Here is a 16,722-nt window from a genome sequence, read left to right on the forward strand (position 1 = left end):
AACTGGTATATATTCTTACTGATCATATTTTAATGCGGTTGTTAAAAGGGTGCTTATTGATGGCGTTCTTATTGAGTGCGTATAACCCTATATACGCACAGAATGCATCGGGCATTCATGGTAAAGTTTACGGCGAAAACAAGCAGCCTGCTGAAGCCGCAAACGTTATCTTACTTTCTGCTGCCGATTCATCCATCATAAAATCAACCATCTGTAATGATAGCGGCGAATATCGGCTCACTGTAACACCGGGTAAATATTTATTATTAATAAGCAGACTGCGTTATGATCAATCGTTAACGGGCCCCTATGTGATTAATGATGGAGAGGACCTGTTAGCAGACAATGTTATGCTGGTGCTGCACACCCCCCTCCTTAAAGAAGTAACAGTTACTGCCCAACGCCAATATATTGATGTAAGGCCGGATAAGGTGGTGCTTAACCTCAATAGTTTAAGTTCTGATGGCCGGTCGGCGTTTGATATATTAAGAGAACAGGCCCCCGGTGTGCATGCCGATACCAAAGGTAACCTTAGTCTGATTGGCCATGCTAATGCACTGGTTATGGTAAATGGCAAGCAGGTTAGATTAAGCAGCCAGGACCTGGTTGATTACCTGCAAAGCCTGCCGGGCAATGCCATCAAACAAATTGAATTAATTACCAGCCCGTCTGCAAAGTATGACGCTGCAGGCGCGGGTATCATTAATATTGTTTCAAAAAGAGGTACCGCTGAAGGAACAAATTTCGCCGTTTCAAGCACTGCAGGCTATGGTACCTATGGCAAAGCCGGCGCTGGTATTAACTTTAACAGCAAGCATAAAAACCTGAACGTCTTTGGTAACTATAACTTCACCTATGATAAAACCGACCATGTTTTTTTAACCAATCGTGACATTGATTATAAAGGTATGCTGAGCAATTATGATGTGAGGTACAATACAGTTTATCAAGGTTCAAAGCAAAATTATTCGGTTGGTGCAGATTATGTCATTTCAAAAAAACATACTATTGGAGTTTTGATTGAGGGGGTGGTAACCAATAATAACTACAATAAAAACAACCTCCTGAATATGTCCAACAACGGTGTGTTAGATTCGACTATCTCTACCAAATCTAAATTGCACCGTAAGTTATCTAACGCTAGTTATGATGTGAATTACGTGGGTAAACTGGATAGCAATGGCAGGGCGCTTTCGGCCGATGTGGTTTTTAATGATATTGACAGAAACGCGGCTGAGTACATCGACAATTATTTTAACAATTCGGCGGATATAGCTTATCGCCCTATGTTAAGCCTTCAAAATTTATCGCCCGCTGATACCCATATCTGGTCGGCCAAGGTTGACTATATCCACCCCTTGTCTAAAACCTCAAAGTTAGAGGCCGGATTTAAATACAGTTTGACCGAAAGCAATAACCAGTTGATTTTTGGGCCGGAAGTAGATGGTGTTTATCAAAGTTCGCCCAGGTTTAGCAGTACTTTTGATTATAAAGAAAATGTCAACTCAGGTTACATAAATTATAACGGCAAGGTTAATAAATTTAGTGTGATGGCTGGTATGCGTTTAGAACAAACCAATACCAGCGGACACGGCAATTCGGCTTTGATGAACAGCGATGTCGAAAAACATTACCTTAGCTGGATTCCGCGAGCCGACATCGGTTATAAAATAAACGATAAACAAAGCCTCGATCTTAATTTTAGCAGAAGCATATCGCGCCCTGATTTCGCCGTAGTTAATCCGTTTTTAAGCTTTGCCGACCTGTACGACTATAAGCAGGGTAATCCAAACATTGCACCGTCGTTTACCAACTACCTGAGTTTATCGCACACTTACAGTAAGTATTTGGCTACGCTATATGCCAGTGTGACTAGTAACTTCTATAACTTTAATGGTTATATGCTGAATGACTCATCAAAAGTGAGTCGTACCGTTACTGAAAATTTTGGAAAGCTTTCGATATATGGCGTCAGGTTTTACGTGCCTATAATTTTTACCACCTGGTGGGAAGCTGATAACAATATTGATGCATCTTATCAGCGTATCGTGGCCTATCCAAAATACGGCAATTTGAATAAAGGCACGCAGTACGTAATTTTTAACAGTACCCAGCGCTTTAAATTCTCTGACACTTTTTCGGGCGAAATAGGCGGTGAGTACGACTCGCCAACTTTTTACGGCATCGGACAGTTTAAAGCCGATTACTATGTACGTGCCGGTTTATCAAAACGTATCTTGCATAATAATGGCACTTTAACATTTAATACATCAGATATATTTAACACCCACCGCGATTGGAGCGCCATCAATTACCAAAACTTACATATGACTGTGTACGATAAGATAGAAACCCGCCGGTTCTTTCTGACATTTACCTACCGTTTCGGGAACGTGTCGCTGAAAAGTGCCGCTAAACACCGGACCGGTAATGAAGATGAGCAAAAACGTGCTACCGGCAGTGCGGGTGAAGTAGCCGGAAACTAATTAGCCTGCATGGCCGCTTAACATGCTGATGAAAATAATTGCCAGTACCAAAATGGTTATACCGGTATATAAATAGTCTTTTTCGGCAACGAAGCCAATTGCCGAAAATAATACGCGCATTATAGGTGTAGCAATAAGTAATATAATACCGGCCTGTATAATAGCGCGCCCTTTCAACTCGGTAACACTTTTTACAATCTCGCCTAGTTGTACTGAAGCTGGCACACCCGTGAAGTTGTGATAGTTGGCTATGTCATGCCCATGCCTGAATAAATATATCGATGCGCCCAAGGCACATATAGCTATTGATAAAAATACGCCTGAGCGCAGTACCCAGCCTATGATATTTTGTATGTCGGTATCTTTGAGCTTACTCATCATATTTTGTGGGTCACGCCATTATAAATCATTTGTACTGCAATGAATGTAATCACAACTGCAAACATTACCCTGATCCATTTCGATGAATTGCTGTTCACTAAAATTTTTGACCCGGTTAAAGCGCCAAACAGCACACCTACCACCACGGGCATAGATAGCGCCGGGTCTATATAGCCGCGTTGCAGGTAAACAACCGCACTGGCCGCTGCCGTAACACCAATCATAAAATTGCTGGTAGTTGTAGAAACTTTAAAAGGTATGCGCATTATATTATCCATTGCTACAACTTTTAAGGCGCCTGAACCTATACCCAGCAAGCCAGATATTACCCCTGCAAATAACATAGTGCCAAAACCGCCGGCAACATTAGTTACCCCATATTCAACCGGGCCGTCTGCGGTAGGATAGCTGCCATTTAATTTTAGTTTTTCGGCCAGATAACTTTTATGTTGCAAGATGTGTTGTTTCTTTTTTCGTACAGACAAGATGGCCGACGAGATCAATATCAATCCAAACAAAATGGCAATATAATGTGTGGGGGTATAAATGGCTAATATGGCGCCCAGCATCGCCCCCGAGGTGGTGGCTATCTCTAAAAACATGCCCAGCCGCATATTGGTGATACCCTCTTTAACATAAGCTGCAGCCGCACCTGATGAGGTAGCGATAACCGAGATCAGCGAAGCGCCGATAGCATAGTGAATATCAATATGGAGAACCAGCGTAAAAAGCGGGATGATAATAAAGCCCCCGCCTAAGCCGGTAAGCGAGCCGAGTAAACCGGCAAAATAAGCCCCTATAAGAATAATAATAGTAATCTCAATAACCGACATTGCAGGTCCTGAACATTTGACAGCTAAAAGTAGCAATAAGTTTTTTTAAGCACCTACTTTAATGTTTATCTATAGGCTTGGTGGGATTGGTGGAGAAAGATACGAAACCCCGGTCAGTTCAATCTAAATACTACTAAAAGCTTCATATTTTTAAGTTACATTTTTTCAATTTGTACATTTGTGGCATCTTAAACTGTCATTTCCAGCGAATCGAGAAATCTGTACACGCGCTAATAATCGCTTGTAGCCTTTGTATATAGGCTTCTCCTGTCGGTCGAAATGACATTATCGAATCTATAGCGAATGGGTTACCCAAGTTTACAAGCCTGCATTACCGACCTTGAAAAACATGGTCATTTAATACGTATAAAAGAAGAAGTTGACCCATACCTGGAAATGGCCGCTATACACCTGCGTGTGTTTGAGGCCGGCGGACCGGCTATATTATTTGAAAAGGTAAAAGGCAGTAAATTCCCGGCGGTGTCAAATCTGTTTGGAACTTTAGAGCGTTCTAAATTCATCTTCCGCGACTCATTAGAAAAAGTAAAAACCCTGGTTGATGTAAAGAACGACCCCATGCAAGCGCTCAGGCATCCTTTTAAATACGCCAATGTAGCGCTTACTGCTTTATCGGCTTTGCCGATGAAAGTGGGACGCAAGCATTTTGAAAAATGCAATATTGAGGACCTTCCGCAAATTGTAAACTGGCCAAAGGATGGCGGTCCGTTTGTGACCATGCCACAGGTTTATACCGAGGACAGCGACAAGCCCGGCATCATGAATGCTAATCTGGGGATGTATCGCATCCAGCTGGCAGGTAACGACTATATATTAAATAAAGAGATAGGCCTGCATTACCAATTGCACCGTGGTATCGGTGTGCATCAAACCAAGGCCAATGCTAAGGGACAGCCGCTAAAGGTAAGCATCTTTGTGGGTGGTCCGCCGTCGCACCCGGTGGCCGCGGTAATGCCATTGCCCGAGGGACTGTCTGAAATGACTTTTGCCGGTGCATTGGGTAATCGCCGCTTCCGTTACTTTTATGATGAGGAAGGTTTCTGCATTTCTGCCGATGCCGATTTTATTATCACAGGTACCGTAGCGCCTCACGAGAATAAACCCGAGGGCCCATTCGGTGATCACTTAGGTTATTATAGCCTGACGCACGACTTCCCGCTATTGAAAGTTCATAACGTATATCACCGTAAAGATGCCATCTGGTCGTTCACCGTTGTGGGCCGCCCGCCGCAGGAAGATACCAGTTTTGGTGCTTTGATCCATGAGATCAGCGGCGCTGCGCTGCCAGAGGAAATCCCGGGACTAACGGCAGTTAATGCGGTTGATGCTGCGGGCGTGCATCCGCTGTTATTCGCCATTGGCAGCGAGCGTTACACACCTTATTTAAAGGAGCGTAAGCCTCAGGAAATATTAACTATCGCCAATCATATTCTTGGTAAGAACCAATTAAGTCTGGCAAAATACCTGCTCATTGCTGCCAAAGAAGATGATCCATCATTGGATGTCAATAATATCCGCCAGTTCCTGACGCACATATTGCAGCGTATTGACCTAACCCGTGATCTGCATTTTTATACCCGCACCACCATCGACACGCTCGACTATAGCGGCAGCGGACTAAACTCGGGCAGCAAAGTGGCCATCACCGTAGCGGGTGATATTAAGCGCGAGCTATGGGCCGACGTTCCTGCCGGCTTCAGTCTGCCAAAGCCATTGGTAACCTACCGTATGGTAATGCCGGGCATATTGGCTATTGAAATTCCAAAAAACATCCGCACCAGTGATATACCCATGATCATTGAATTTTTGCAGGAGCATTTCGCTGAATCTGATCTGGCCGGTATTCCGCTATTTGTTTTATGCGATGATGCGACTTTTGTGGCTCAAAACCTCAACAATTTTGTATGGGTAACCTTTACCCGCAGCAACCCATCGCACGATATTTATGGTATTAATGAGTTTACCGAACATAAGCACTGGGGCTGCTATGGTCCGCTGATTATTGACGCGCGCATTAAGGCGCATCATGCGCCGGTGCTTGAAAAAGACCCGGAGGTAGAGAAGCGAGTGGACGCTATGGGTGAAAAAGGCGGGGAGTTGTATGGGGTTATTTAATACCCGTAATACTTTCTGATTTTATCTGCAGCTTTAAGAGACTTTCCCTCTTCCATAGTATGATGGAGTAAGGTGAAAAGTAAAGGATGAGATTGCATTGTTGGTGATTGTGCTTCGGCTTTTTTGTTTTCTCTATTGGTTATAACTATAAATGAAGGGAAATCTCCATCTAACACATGTACATCATCATGCTTTCGTTTTAACTCCGCTTCGCTGGTTTTGGCAATGCGCGATAAAAGATTACCGTATGCAGTATCGTGTTTGATATCGATGGTTACCGAATCTCTGGTATATACTGAATGAAGATCGAAGTATTTAGTCAGGCTATCTAATGCAGATTGTCCCCTTGGATCAGATGAAGGATATCTAAAGGCCGCATGTGATATTGGTTTATAGGCAGGATCTCTGCGTATTTCAGCATGCTTGATACTATCCCGATGAGCGTACACTATCTTAACCTGGTTTCTGTGCTTATAAATATCAATAAAAAATTTATGCATGCCCCATGCATCAGCATCAACGATATGTATCGCTATATCCCCTTTATTAACAATCTCTTGCGCAAATAATCCTTTCGCAGTGTAAAATAAAATCGCCAATAATAAAAGTCGAACAGAATAGCTCATGGTTAGTAGGTTATACCAATCTCGCTATAATTTGTCATTAAAACAATTAAATTCCATTTTTCGAATCTGTGAGTTTCAGTAACCACCAACGCGTTTCCTGTGCGAAAAAGGTTGGAGTTTATAATCCCTGCCAATTTGCATAGTTTCCGAAAGTAAACTATAATAAAGGATGCGAGTTTGCACTTGGGCTTCTTACTCCAACTGCTTTATAGCCTGATGCCGAAGTAATAGCAAAACCGAAATGAACGCCATCTATCAGAAACCTATTCTTATTTCGGCCGGTTTGCAACAAATCCTCTTTAGAGGCGCTGCCTAGGCGCTGCAATAGGGCGTTGTAGGCAGTATCTTGCCTGGCGGCTATCGTTATCGAATCGCGATCATATACAGAATTGCGTTCGAAATATGCACTCACTGCATCTGAAAGCCTTCGTCTTTCGGCGCTATCTCCCTTCCCTTCCCAATACTTAGCAGATAAGCGCGCAAATGCGCTGTCTTTTCGGGTTACCGAAAACCTGATGCTGTCAAATACGGCATAAACTATTTTCATGGAATCTGATCGTTTGTAAATATCTAATTGAAACTTATTTAGAAAATCCGGACCTGACCCGTGAATGTGAATGACTATATCTCCTTTATTAACAGTTTCTTGCGCATATAATTTGCCACCAAAGCATAGCATCGCTAACGTAAATAAAATTCGGCCCAGATTCTTCATTATAGCTCTAATCTGCATTAAATATCGCTTTTTTCGGTCAGGATGCAATTAAACCTCATTTTCCACAGACAGTTCGTGGCTTATATCTGGTAATCAATCTTTTAAATTTTCCGCTTTCCCGAAATCTCATTAAAGTGGGAGAAAAAAACCATTTTTTAAATGTTGAAAACTTTTTGGTGGGAAAAAGTGTAATAAAGTGGAGAAAGTGATTTACTTTTACACTACCATAATAGTCTAAGTGTAGAATGTCGAATTTTTTAGGCGAATTTGATTGTAAACTAGATGCTAAAGGGCGTATGATGATACCCGTTGGCCTCAAAAAACAGCTTCCAGAAGCTGTAAGTGAGGGGCTTGTCATCAATCGTGGCTTTGAAAAGCATTTGGTTATCTACACCCGGAAAGAATGGGATAAGATAGTTGACGACTTGAGCAAGCTTAACTCGTACGAGAAAAAGACCCGCGAATTTATTCGCTACTTCACCCGCGGCGCGTCTGAATTGCTGCTGGATAGTGCGGGCCGGGTGCTTTTGCCAAAGTCGCTTTTAGAATACGCCGGTATTGGTGCCGATGTGGTGCTGGCTTGTCAATTTAATAAAATAGAGGTTTGGGCCAAAGAGGCGTACGATGCGCAACTGGATGATGAGCCTGAAAACTTTGCAAACCTGGCCGAAGAGGTAATGGGTGGTGCCGGAAGGAGGGGTGATGACTGATTATCATAACCCGGTGATGTTGCAGGAATGCATGGAGGGTTTAAATATTAAACCTGATGGTACTTACGTAGATGTGACTTTTGGTGGTGGCGGCCATTCGAGAGAGATATTAAAGCATCTGGGCAAAAACGGCAGACTGCTGGCTTTTGATCAGGATGCTGATGCGCAGCGCAATATGATCGAAGATGAACGCTTTGAGTTTGTCGATCAGAATTTCAGGTATCTGAAAAACTTTTGCCGCCTGCATGGGGCTATACCGGTAAGCGGTATTCTGGCCGACCTGGGTGTGTCATCGCATCAGTTTGATGAGGCCGACCGTGGTTTTTCGATTCGTTTTGACGCTGAGCTGGATATGCGTATGAATCAGGCTGCTGAGCTTACTGCTAAAATAGTAGTGAATACTTATAGCGAGGCCGATCTGCACCGCATATTTGGTGTGTATGGCGAGATACAAAACGCCAAATCGCTGTCGCATACTATAGTAACCGCGCGATTAAATGTGCCAATCAATACGGTTGCCGATTTGAAAAATGTGATCTCAGATCGTATCCCACGCGGAAAAGAAAATAAATACCTGGCGCAGGTTTTTCAGGCGTTGCGTATTGAGGTTAACCAGGAGCTGGAAGCGCTGAAAGAGTTTTTAGCGCAAACTGCCGAGGTGTTGGAGCCGGGTGGCCGATTGGTGGTTATGTCTTACCATTCACTGGAAGATAGGCTGGTTAAAAATTTCATTGCCAAAGGCAAATTCAGCGGCGAGGTGGAAAAAGATTTTTTTGGTAATGATCAGAAACCGTTTGATGCGGTGAGTCGCGGCGCTATTACAGCGACCGACGAAGAGATAAAAAATAATAACAGGGCACGCAGTGCTAAGTTAAGGGTTGCAGTTAAAAAGTAGTGTATGACCAATCGTTTACGTACTGAGATTGAGCAAGAGGAGCAGGAGCGCGAGTTGATTGTGGAGGAAAAGCCCGTAAAGGAGATTCCTGAAAACTTTTTGACCAAATTTTTAACCAAAGGATTTATTACGACTGACGAGGCTACGCGGGCATTGCCCTTTGTATTGTACGTGGCGTTTTTGGGGATGATTTACATTGCTAACAGGCATCTGGCCGAAAAAAATATACGCGATATAGATAAGCTGACTAAAGAAGTAAGAGAACTGAATTGGGAGTACAAAGTAACACAGGCAGATCTGGCTTATAAAAGTACGCTAAGTGAGGTGGCAAAACAGGCAGATACGCTGGGGATAAAAGAGTCGTTGCAACCGGCGCAAAAAATTACCATACAGGAGGAAGCTGACCAATGAGTATCAGAACCAATATATTGCTGCGTGTATATCTGGCCTTTGGCCTGATATTGGTGTTTGCGCTGGCAGTGGTGCTGCAAATGTGCCGCCTGCAATTTGTGCAGGGTGCCAAGTGGAAGGCTATGGCCTCTAAAATGTCAACCCGTTATGAAACGGTTGAGGCTACGCGGGGTAATATTTTGTCAGTAGACGGCGCTTTGCTGGCTACCTCGGTACCTGAGTATGAGCTGCACATGGATATGTTTGCCGGTGGTATTGTTGACGATAAAAATTTCTATTCAAAAGTTGATTCGCTGGCGGCAAATCTGGCGGCATTATATCCTGATCATTCAGAACGGTATTATTCAAGAATGCTGCGCGAGGCGCGCAAAGACAGCTCGCGCTATCAGCTTATAAGACGTAAGGTAACGTTCACCGAGCTTAAGCAAATACGTAAGTTCCCGATCTTTAATATGGGTAAATATAAGGGCGGCCTTATTGTATTGCAGCAAAATAAACGTATCCTGCCATTCCGCTCATTGGCGGCCCGCACCATAGGCTATAAAAACGAAAACGTTAAAAATGCTGTGGGACTGGAAGGCGCTTACGCCAGCTACATAAACGGCGAAAACGGCAAGCGGCTAATGCAGCGCATTGCCGGTGGAGTTTATATACCGGTAAATGACGATGACGATGAGGTAACTGCCAAAGATGGCGCCGATATTATTTCAACCATAAATGTAAACTTACAGGACGTAGCCCAAAAGGCTTTAAAGAAGCAACTGGATAGCGTGCAGGCTGATTTTGGTACCGTGGTGCTTATGGAGGTAGCTACCGGAGAAGTGCGTGCCATTGCCAATTTTACCCGTACTAAAGATGGTAGTTACGAGGAGCGCTTTAATTACGCCATTGGCGCTGAGGCTGAGCCGGGTTCTACGTTCAAATTGGCCACCTATATGACATTGCTTGATCAGCGTAAAATTGATACCAATACTAAGGTTGATATTCAGCATGGCCGTTATGATATGGTTAACCCGCGTAATGGTAAAGTTTTCCTGCATATAAAAGATGCTGAAGATGCCGGTGGCGTAATCACCGCCAAGCGTGCTTTTGAAGAATCGTCAAACGTAGGCGCCGTTAAGTTGGCTTATCCGGCTTATGTTAATAACCCGCGCGAGTTTACTGATGCATTGTACCGGTATCATTTAAATGAAAAAAATCATTTACAAATACCGGGCGAAGGTCAGCCGCTAATTAAAAATCCTTCATCAAAAAGCTGGAACAAATTACAGTCTATAGCGCAGATGGCTTATGGTTATGAGTCGAAATTATCGCCACTGCAAATGCTGACTTTTTACAACGCTGTGGCCAACAACGGTAAGGAGATAGCGCCAATTTTTGTGAAGGAGATACGCAGTATGGGCAATACGGTTGAGCGTTTTCAGGCACGGGTAATTAACGAGAAAGTCTGTTCAGACGAGGCGCTGGCTAAAGTAAGAGGCCTATTAGAAGGTGTGGTGTTAGAAGGTACCGGCAAAACGGTCATCAAAAATAAATTATACAGTGTGGCAGGTAAAACCGGTACCGCGCAGATAGCCAACGGTTCATCTGGCTACGGCGCTAAAGATGCACACCAGGCCTCTTTCTGCGGCTATTTCCCGGCCGATCATCCTAAGTATTCCATGATCGTAGTGATCAGTAATCCACGTGTGGGTTCGCATTTAGCGGCCTGGGTTGCCGGTCCGGTGTTCAGAAAAATTGCCGACCGCGTTTATTCAAGCGACCTGGAACTGAGCCATCCGCCGGTAAATCATATCGTAGGTAATACCACCATGCCTAAAATCAAGCAGGGCAATATTGCTGCTGTAAAAAAGGTATACAGCAAATTAGGCATAAAACCGCTTTATGCTTCGGCTAATACCGGTATTGATACCAGCGAAGGCATACCTTATGATGAACAAAAATATAAAGTTGGTATAGTACCGGCAGTAACCGGCATGAGCCTGAGCGATGCATTATATGCATTGGGCAATGCCGGCTACAAAGTAGGCGTAAAAGGAAGCGGTGTAGTAACCACCCAGTCGATATCGGCGGGTAATGCTGCGCCAAAGGGATCAAAAATATTTATCGAACTGCAATGAGAAGCCTGAGCGATATTATAACCGGATTACCATTTACTGAGCTGCAAGGTTCGGCAGATGTGGAAATCAGCTCCATTGTGTTTGATTCGCGCAAGGTGGTGCCGGGCTGCCTGTTCGTAGCGGTACGCGGTACGCAGGTTGATGGTCACGACTATATCGAAAAGGCCATTGAAATGGGCGCTGTTGCGGTGATTTGTGAAGAGCTGCCGGGCCATACTGCCGCTGAGGTTGATTTCCTGATGGTGAAAGACTCGGCTGCAGCTTTAGGCATCGTGTCGGCTAATTTTTATGATAATCCATCCAAAAAATTAAAGCTGGTTGGCGTTACCGGTACTAACGGTAAAACAACCATTGCTACTTTGCTTTATCAGCTGTTTCGTGATCTGGGTTATAAATGCGGTTTGCTCTCTACAGTCGAAAACCAGATTAATGGAAAAGTTATCCCATCAACCCATACCACGCCAGACCAGGTTGAACTGAACCGATTGCTGGATGATATGGTAGCTCAGGGTTGTGATTATTGCTTTATGGAAGTAAGCTCGCACGCCGTGGCGCAGCACCGCATTGAGGGTTTGAGCTTTACCGGGGCAATATTTTCTAACCTGACGCACGACCACCTGGATTATCATAAAACATTTGAGAATTATTTGAAGGCCAAAAAAGCATTCTTTGACGGTTTGCCTAAAACTGCTTTTGCACTTACCAACGCTGATGACAAGAACGGCAGCGTTATGCTGCAAAACACTAAGGCGCATAAAAAAACCTACGGCTTAAAAAACATGGCCGACTTTAAGGGCAAGGTACTTGAGAATCAGTTTAGCGGTTTGTTGTTGCTTATTGATAATGAAGAAGTGTGGTTTAAGATGGTGGGCAGTTTTAACGCATATAACCTGCTTGCAGTTTATGCCGCTGCAATGCTGCTTGATCAGGATCATGCCAAAGTGCTGACCAGCCTGAGTAAATTGTCTGGTGCTGAGGGACGGTTTGATTATGTGATATCGCCGAATAAGGTAATTGGCATTGTTGATTACGCGCACACGCCCGATGCCGTACAGAATGTGCTGAGCACTATTCATAATATCCGTAAGGGTAACGAGCAGGTGATCACGGTAATTGGCTGCGGTGGCGACCGGGACAAAACCAAGCGCCCGGTAATGGCAAAAGTGGCTTGCGAATGGAGTGATAAGGTAATCCTGACATCTGATAACCCACGCTCAGAGGACCCCATGCAAATAATCCGTGATATGGAGGAAGGGGTATCTGTTAAATCAAAATTTAATGTGGCCAGTATTGTCGATAGACATGAAGCCATAAAAACGGCTTGCGAATTAGCCAGGCCGGGAGATATCATCCTGCTGGCGGGCAAAGGACACGAAAAATACCAGGAAATCAAAGGTGTGAAAAACCATTTTGATGACAAAGAAGAACTGTTGAACAACTTTAAACTTATGGTGTAAATGTTATACTACCTGTTTACTTATTTATATAAGAACTACAGCATTCCGGGTGCGGGTGTATTCCAGTACATTACGTTCAGAATGTCAATGGCGGTTATTACGTCATTAATCGTAACTACAGTGTATGGCCGCAGGTTGATCGACTATCTGCGTTTTAAACAGGTTGGTGAAACAGTTCGTAACCTGGGCCTGGAAGGGCAGATGCAAAAGCAGGGTACCCCTACCATGGGCGGCCTCATCATTATAGCCGGTATCCTGATCCCTACGTTACTGTTTGCTAAGTTAGACAACATCTACGTCATACTGATGATTGTTACTACCGTTTGGTTAGGAACCATTGGTTTTCTGGACGACTATATAAAAGTATTTAAAAAGAACAAAGAAGGTTTAGCAGGCAAGTTTAAAATAGTTGGTCAGGTTGGTTTGGCGCTTATTGTTGGTTTTGTGATGTATACCAATAAAGGTATCACTATTCGTCAGGAAGTGAAGCCGCCGATAGTTTCTGACGCTAAGATTGACTTCCACATGCGCGGTAATAAACCGGTTTTAACGCAGGATGTCATGTCTACCAAAACTACCATGCCGTTCTATAAAAACAATGAGCTGGACTACGGTAAGGTTTTGAAATTTATGGGGCCGGGTTATGAGAATTATACGCTGGTAGTGTTTCTCCTCTTCGTGATCATCATTATTACAGCTATCTCAAACGGCGCCAATATTACCGATGGTATTGACGGTTTGGCTACAGGCACATCGGCCATCATAGGTATTACACTGGCTATTCTGGCTTACGTTTCGGGTAACTATGTGATATCTGAATATCTGAATATCATGTACATCCCTAACTCGGGCGAGCTGGTAATTTTTGCCGGCGCTTTTGTGGGTGCCTGTGTGGGTTTCTTGTGGTACAATTCGTACCCGGCGCAGGTTTTTATGGGCGATACCGGCAGCCTGGCTATAGGCGGGATCATCGCGGTGTTTGCTATCCTGATTCGTAAGGAGTTGTTGTTGCCATTGCTGTGTGGCATTTTCCTGGTAGAGAATATTTCGGTAATGCTACAGGTGGGCTGGTTCAAATACACTAAAAAGAAATATGGCGAGGGCCGCAGGATCTTCCTGATGTCTCCTTTGCATCACCACTATCAAAAGAAAGGTTTCCATGAAGCAAAAATTGTTACCCGCTTCTGGATCATCGGCATCATGCTGGCCATTTTGACCGTGGTGACGTTGAAGCTTCGCTAGAGATTAGTGACTGGAGATTAGAGATTAGTGAATAGTTAAAAAGAAAATGAGTATTAACACAAATACAAACAATGCATCATCTCCCTCTCCTTTGAAGAGGGCCGGGGAGAGGTTAGCTATTCTCGGTGCCGGCGAGAGCGGGGTGGGTGCGGCGTACCTTGCGCAACAGCAGGGCTATGATGTTTTTGTGTCAGACTTTGGTGTTATCGCCCCGCATTATAAAGATCAGTTATTGCAGTGGAACATCAGTTTTGAAGAGAGCCAGCATACAGAGAGCGAGATTTTAAGCGCCGTCGAGGTGATCAAAAGTCCGGGTATTCCTGACAAGGCTCCGATCATCAAAAAAATTAAAGAAAAAGGTATCCCGGTAATATCTGAGATAGAGTTTGCGGGCAGATATACCAATGCCAGGATCGTCGGCATAACAGGTTCAAACGGTAAAACTACTACCAGCAGCCTTACCTATTTTACCCTGAAAAACGCGGGATTAAATGTGGGCCTGGCGGGTAACATAGGCAGAAGCTTTGCCTACCAGGTAGCTACCGAGAGCTTTGATACCTACGTGCTTGAGCTAAGCAGCTTTATGCTTGATGATATGTACAAGTTTAAGGTTGATATCGCAGTGTTGCTGAACATAACCCCGGATCACCTTGACCGGTACGATTATAAAATGGAGAACTATGCGGCTTCAAAATTCCGCATAACACAGAATCAGACAGCCAATGATGTGTTCATTTATTGCGCTGATGATCCGGAAACCATAAAAGTAATGGAAGCCAGGAGCTTTGCGGCTAAGTTGTATCCATTCTCAATTGAAAAGCAAATAACTACGGGAGCAGATCTCGAAAACGACAATATTGTCATAAACACACCACAAGAACATTTTACAATGTCAATTAACGAATTAGCGCTGCAGGGCAAGCACAACATTTACAACTCTATGGCGTCGGGCATAGTAGCAAAAGTGCTTGAGTTACGTAATGATACCCTGCGAGACAGTTTGGCCACGTTCAAGAATATTGAACACCGGTTGGAGTTTGTTGCCAAAATATCAGGCATCAGCTTTATTAACGACTCAAAGGCTACCAATGTAAACTCAACCTGGTATGCGCTGGAAAGTATGACCAGCGATGTGGTGTTAATACTGGGTGGGGTTGATAAAGGTAATGACTATTCAATGTTGAGAGATTTAGTTAAACAAAAGGTTAAAGCCATCGTTTGTTTGGGCAAAGACAATCAGCGCATTCACGCGGCTTTTGAGGATCTGGTCGACGTCATCGTCAATACAAGTTCGGCAGCAGATGCGGCCCAGGCAGCCTATCATCTGGCTGCCAAAGGCGATACGGTGTTGTTATCGCCAGCTTGCGCAAGCTTTGACCTGTTTAAAAATTATGAAGATCGCGGCAACCAGTTTAAGGCTGCGGTGAAGGAGCTTTAACCCCCCGGCCCCCTAAAGGGGGAGTAATGGAGGTAAGCAACATATTATAGAGAGAATAAACATAATTGCAAACTAGCTAAAAGTTCCCCCTTTAGGGGGCCAGGGGGTATGAATCAAATATTAGGTAACATCAAAGGAGACCGCTGGATATGGCTTATTGTCATATTGCTGTCGCTGGTATCGCTGTTGTCGGTATATAGCGCTATTGGTACACTGGCTTATAAGCGTGGGGTAGGTGTCGAGTCGATATTGATGAAGCACCTGGCGATGATTGTAGGTGGTATTGGGCTGATGTATATATCGCATAAACTTGACTACCGGTACTATTCGGGTATCTCCAAATTGCTGATGTATATCACCATCCCATTGCTGGTTTATACGCTGCTGTTCGGCAGTCATGTTAATGATGCCAGTCGTTGGATTGCTATACCGGGCACGGGCCTTAGTTTTCAAACATCCGATTTAGCAAAACTGGCGCTGATCACTTACCTGGCGCGCTCATTATCGCGCAAGCAGGAAAATATTAAAGATGTTAAGCAATCATTCATCCCGATTATGGGGGCTGTTTGCCTGGTGTTTATCCTCATCGCGTTAGCAAACTTATCAACCGCATTGATGCTGTTTGGTGTTAGTGTGCTTTTGCTGATCATTGGCCGTATCAGTATCAAACAAATTGCCATCACCTGTTTGGCCGGTGCTGTGTTGTTAACGGGTGTGATTTTTCTGGGGCCGCGCCGTAAAACTTATGTGTCGCGTATCCATACGTTCATGCACCCGGAGGCTGCTAACCCTGATAAATCGTTCCAGGCCGATCACGCTAAGATTGCTATTGCATCAGGCGGATTATTTGGTAAAGGCCCGGGAAAAAGCAGCGAGGTAAATTATCTGCCCGAAGCTTATTCAGATGAGATTTATGCAATCATTATAGAAGAATACGGCTTACTGGGCGGGGTTTTGTTAATCGGGATATATCTGTTTTTGCTGTACCGATGCATCAAAATTGTAACCAAAGCGCCAAAAGCCTTTGGCGCCTTACTGGCTGCGGGGCTAAGCTTTAGCTTAACTATTCAGGCATTTGCCAATATGGCGGTGGCTGTAGGGCTGGGGCCGGTAACCGGGGTGCCCTTGCCGTTTGTAAGTATGGGCGGTACATCAATGTTGTTCACCAGTGTGGCATTCGGAATTATACTATCAGTAAGCCGGGATATCGAGGACCCGAAAAAGGTGGTAGTGGGCGAGATCAAAGAGGTTGGAAACTTGGCGACGGCGTAAATA

Annotated in this window: 14 protein-coding genes; 10 read left to right on the forward strand and 4 right to left on the reverse strand. The window is 44.2% G+C overall.

Annotated elements, in window-relative coordinates; all coding sequences use genetic code 11:
* Positions 1-59: 59 nt before the first annotated feature.
* Entirely contained in the window at positions 60-2,486 is a 2,427-nt protein-coding gene (locus ACFS5N_RS14325; protein WP_377186843.1) for an outer membrane beta-barrel protein, read from the forward strand.
* Here ACFS5N_RS14325 and ACFS5N_RS14330 read toward each other — a convergent pair whose 3' ends face one another.
* Positions 2,487-2,867, reverse strand: coding sequence for a DUF1634 domain-containing protein (locus ACFS5N_RS14330; RefSeq protein ID WP_377186846.1), 381 nt, complete (start codon positions 2,865-2,867; stop codon positions 2,487-2,489). It abuts the gene before it with no gap.
* Complete coding sequence (locus tag ACFS5N_RS14335; RefSeq protein ID WP_377186849.1) at positions 2,864-3,700, reverse strand: sulfite exporter TauE/SafE family protein; 837 nt, start codon at positions 3,698-3,700, stop codon at positions 2,864-2,866. The genes ACFS5N_RS14330 and ACFS5N_RS14335 overlap by 4 nt, the downstream gene beginning before the upstream one ends.
* A gap of 303 nt (positions 3,701-4,003) precedes the next feature.
* Between ACFS5N_RS14335 and ACFS5N_RS14340 the strand changes: the two genes are divergently transcribed.
* Complete coding sequence (locus ACFS5N_RS14340; RefSeq protein WP_377186852.1) at positions 4,004-5,833, forward strand: UbiD family decarboxylase; 1,830 nt, start codon at positions 4,004-4,006, stop codon at positions 5,831-5,833.
* Here the strand turns inward: ACFS5N_RS14340 and ACFS5N_RS14345 are convergent.
* Positions 5,830-6,459 (reverse strand): hypothetical protein, encoded by a 630-nt coding sequence (locus tag ACFS5N_RS14345; RefSeq protein WP_377186855.1) that lies wholly within the window; start codon positions 6,457-6,459, stop codon positions 5,830-5,832. The two genes, ACFS5N_RS14340 and ACFS5N_RS14345, sit on opposite strands and share 4 nt — an antisense overlap.
* Before the next feature lie 157 nt (positions 6,460-6,616).
* Positions 6,617-7,192: a hypothetical protein gene (locus ACFS5N_RS14350; protein WP_377186858.1), complete on the reverse strand. Its 576-nt coding sequence runs from the start codon at positions 7,190-7,192 to the stop codon at positions 6,617-6,619.
* Between the two features lie 227 nt (positions 7,193-7,419).
* Between ACFS5N_RS14350 and mraZ the strand changes: the two genes are divergently transcribed.
* The 8 genes from mraZ (at position 7,420) to ACFS5N_RS14390 (ending at position 16,719) form a co-directional block, all read left to right on the forward strand.
* On the forward strand, positions 7,420-7,884 hold the full coding sequence (gene mraZ, locus ACFS5N_RS14355) for a division/cell wall cluster transcriptional repressor MraZ (protein ID WP_377186861.1): 465 nt from the start codon (positions 7,420-7,422) through the stop codon (positions 7,882-7,884).
* Positions 7,877-8,779 (forward strand): 16S rRNA (cytosine(1402)-N(4))-methyltransferase RsmH, encoded by a 903-nt coding sequence (gene rsmH, locus ACFS5N_RS14360; protein WP_377186864.1) that lies wholly within the window; start codon positions 7,877-7,879, stop codon positions 8,777-8,779. Before mraZ ends, rsmH begins: the two co-directional genes overlap by 8 nt.
* Before the next feature lie 3 nt (positions 8,780-8,782).
* Positions 8,783-9,190, forward strand: a complete 408-nt coding sequence (locus tag ACFS5N_RS14365) for an FtsL-like putative cell division protein (RefSeq protein ID WP_377186867.1) — start codon at positions 8,783-8,785, stop codon at positions 9,188-9,190.
* Complete coding sequence (locus tag ACFS5N_RS14370) at positions 9,187-11,310, forward strand: penicillin-binding protein (protein WP_377186870.1); 2,124 nt, start codon at positions 9,187-9,189, stop codon at positions 11,308-11,310. The genes ACFS5N_RS14365 and ACFS5N_RS14370 overlap by 4 nt, the downstream gene beginning before the upstream one ends.
* Entirely contained in the window at positions 11,307-12,767 is a 1,461-nt protein-coding gene (locus tag ACFS5N_RS14375) for a UDP-N-acetylmuramoyl-L-alanyl-D-glutamate--2,6-diaminopimelate ligase (RefSeq protein ID WP_377186873.1), read from the forward strand. The genes ACFS5N_RS14370 and ACFS5N_RS14375 overlap by 4 nt, the downstream gene beginning before the upstream one ends.
* Entirely contained in the window at positions 12,768-14,009 is a 1,242-nt protein-coding gene (gene mraY / locus ACFS5N_RS14380; RefSeq protein WP_377186876.1) for a phospho-N-acetylmuramoyl-pentapeptide-transferase, read from the forward strand.
* A gap of 46 nt (positions 14,010-14,055) precedes the next feature.
* Positions 14,056-15,447 (forward strand): UDP-N-acetylmuramoyl-L-alanine--D-glutamate ligase, encoded by a 1,392-nt coding sequence (gene murD / locus ACFS5N_RS14385; protein ID WP_377186879.1) that lies wholly within the window; start codon positions 14,056-14,058, stop codon positions 15,445-15,447.
* 108 nt (positions 15,448-15,555) lie between these two features.
* On the forward strand, positions 15,556-16,719 hold the full coding sequence (locus ACFS5N_RS14390; protein WP_377186882.1) for an FtsW/RodA/SpoVE family cell cycle protein: 1,164 nt from the start codon (positions 15,556-15,558) through the stop codon (positions 16,717-16,719).
* Positions 16,720-16,722: the final 3 nt, after the last annotated feature.

The sequence above is a fragment of the Mucilaginibacter ximonensis genome, from assembly GCF_042686265.1.
GTDB classification, from domain to species: domain Bacteria; phylum Bacteroidota; class Bacteroidia; order Sphingobacteriales; family Sphingobacteriaceae; genus Mucilaginibacter; species Mucilaginibacter ximonensis.

Coding starts and splice junctions, on each gene's coding strand:
- ACFS5N_RS14345 (WP_377186855.1), bottom strand. CDS start 6,459: ATGAGCTATTCTGTTCGACTTTTATTATTGGCGATTTTATTTTACACT.
- ACFS5N_RS14365 (WP_377186867.1), top strand. CDS start 8,783: ATGACCAATCGTTTACGTACTGAGATTGAGCAAGAGGAGCAGGAGCGC.
- ACFS5N_RS14335 (WP_377186849.1), bottom strand. CDS start 3,700: ATGTCGGTTATTGAGATTACTATTATTATTCTTATAGGGGCTTATTTT.
- ACFS5N_RS14330 (WP_377186846.1), bottom strand. CDS start 2,867: ATGATGAGTAAGCTCAAAGATACCGACATACAAAATATCATAGGCTGG.
- murD (WP_377186879.1), top strand. CDS start 14,056: ATGAGTATTAACACAAATACAAACAATGCATCATCTCCCTCTCCTTTG.
- ACFS5N_RS14325 (WP_377186843.1), top strand. CDS start 60: ATGGCGTTCTTATTGAGTGCGTATAACCCTATATACGCACAGAATGCA.
- ACFS5N_RS14370 (WP_377186870.1), top strand. CDS start 9,187: ATGAGTATCAGAACCAATATATTGCTGCGTGTATATCTGGCCTTTGGC.
- mraY (WP_377186876.1), top strand. CDS start 12,768: ATGTTATACTACCTGTTTACTTATTTATATAAGAACTACAGCATTCCG.
- mraZ (WP_377186861.1), top strand. CDS start 7,420: ATGTCGAATTTTTTAGGCGAATTTGATTGTAAACTAGATGCTAAAGGG.
- ACFS5N_RS14375 (WP_377186873.1), top strand. CDS start 11,307: ATGAGAAGCCTGAGCGATATTATAACCGGATTACCATTTACTGAGCTG.
- ACFS5N_RS14340 (WP_377186852.1), top strand. CDS start 4,004: ATGGGTTACCCAAGTTTACAAGCCTGCATTACCGACCTTGAAAAACAT.
- ACFS5N_RS14350 (WP_377186858.1), bottom strand. CDS start 7,192: ATGCAGATTAGAGCTATAATGAAGAATCTGGGCCGAATTTTATTTACG.
- rsmH (WP_377186864.1), top strand. CDS start 7,877: ATGACTGATTATCATAACCCGGTGATGTTGCAGGAATGCATGGAGGGT.
- ACFS5N_RS14390 (WP_377186882.1), top strand. CDS start 15,556: ATGAATCAAATATTAGGTAACATCAAAGGAGACCGCTGGATATGGCTT.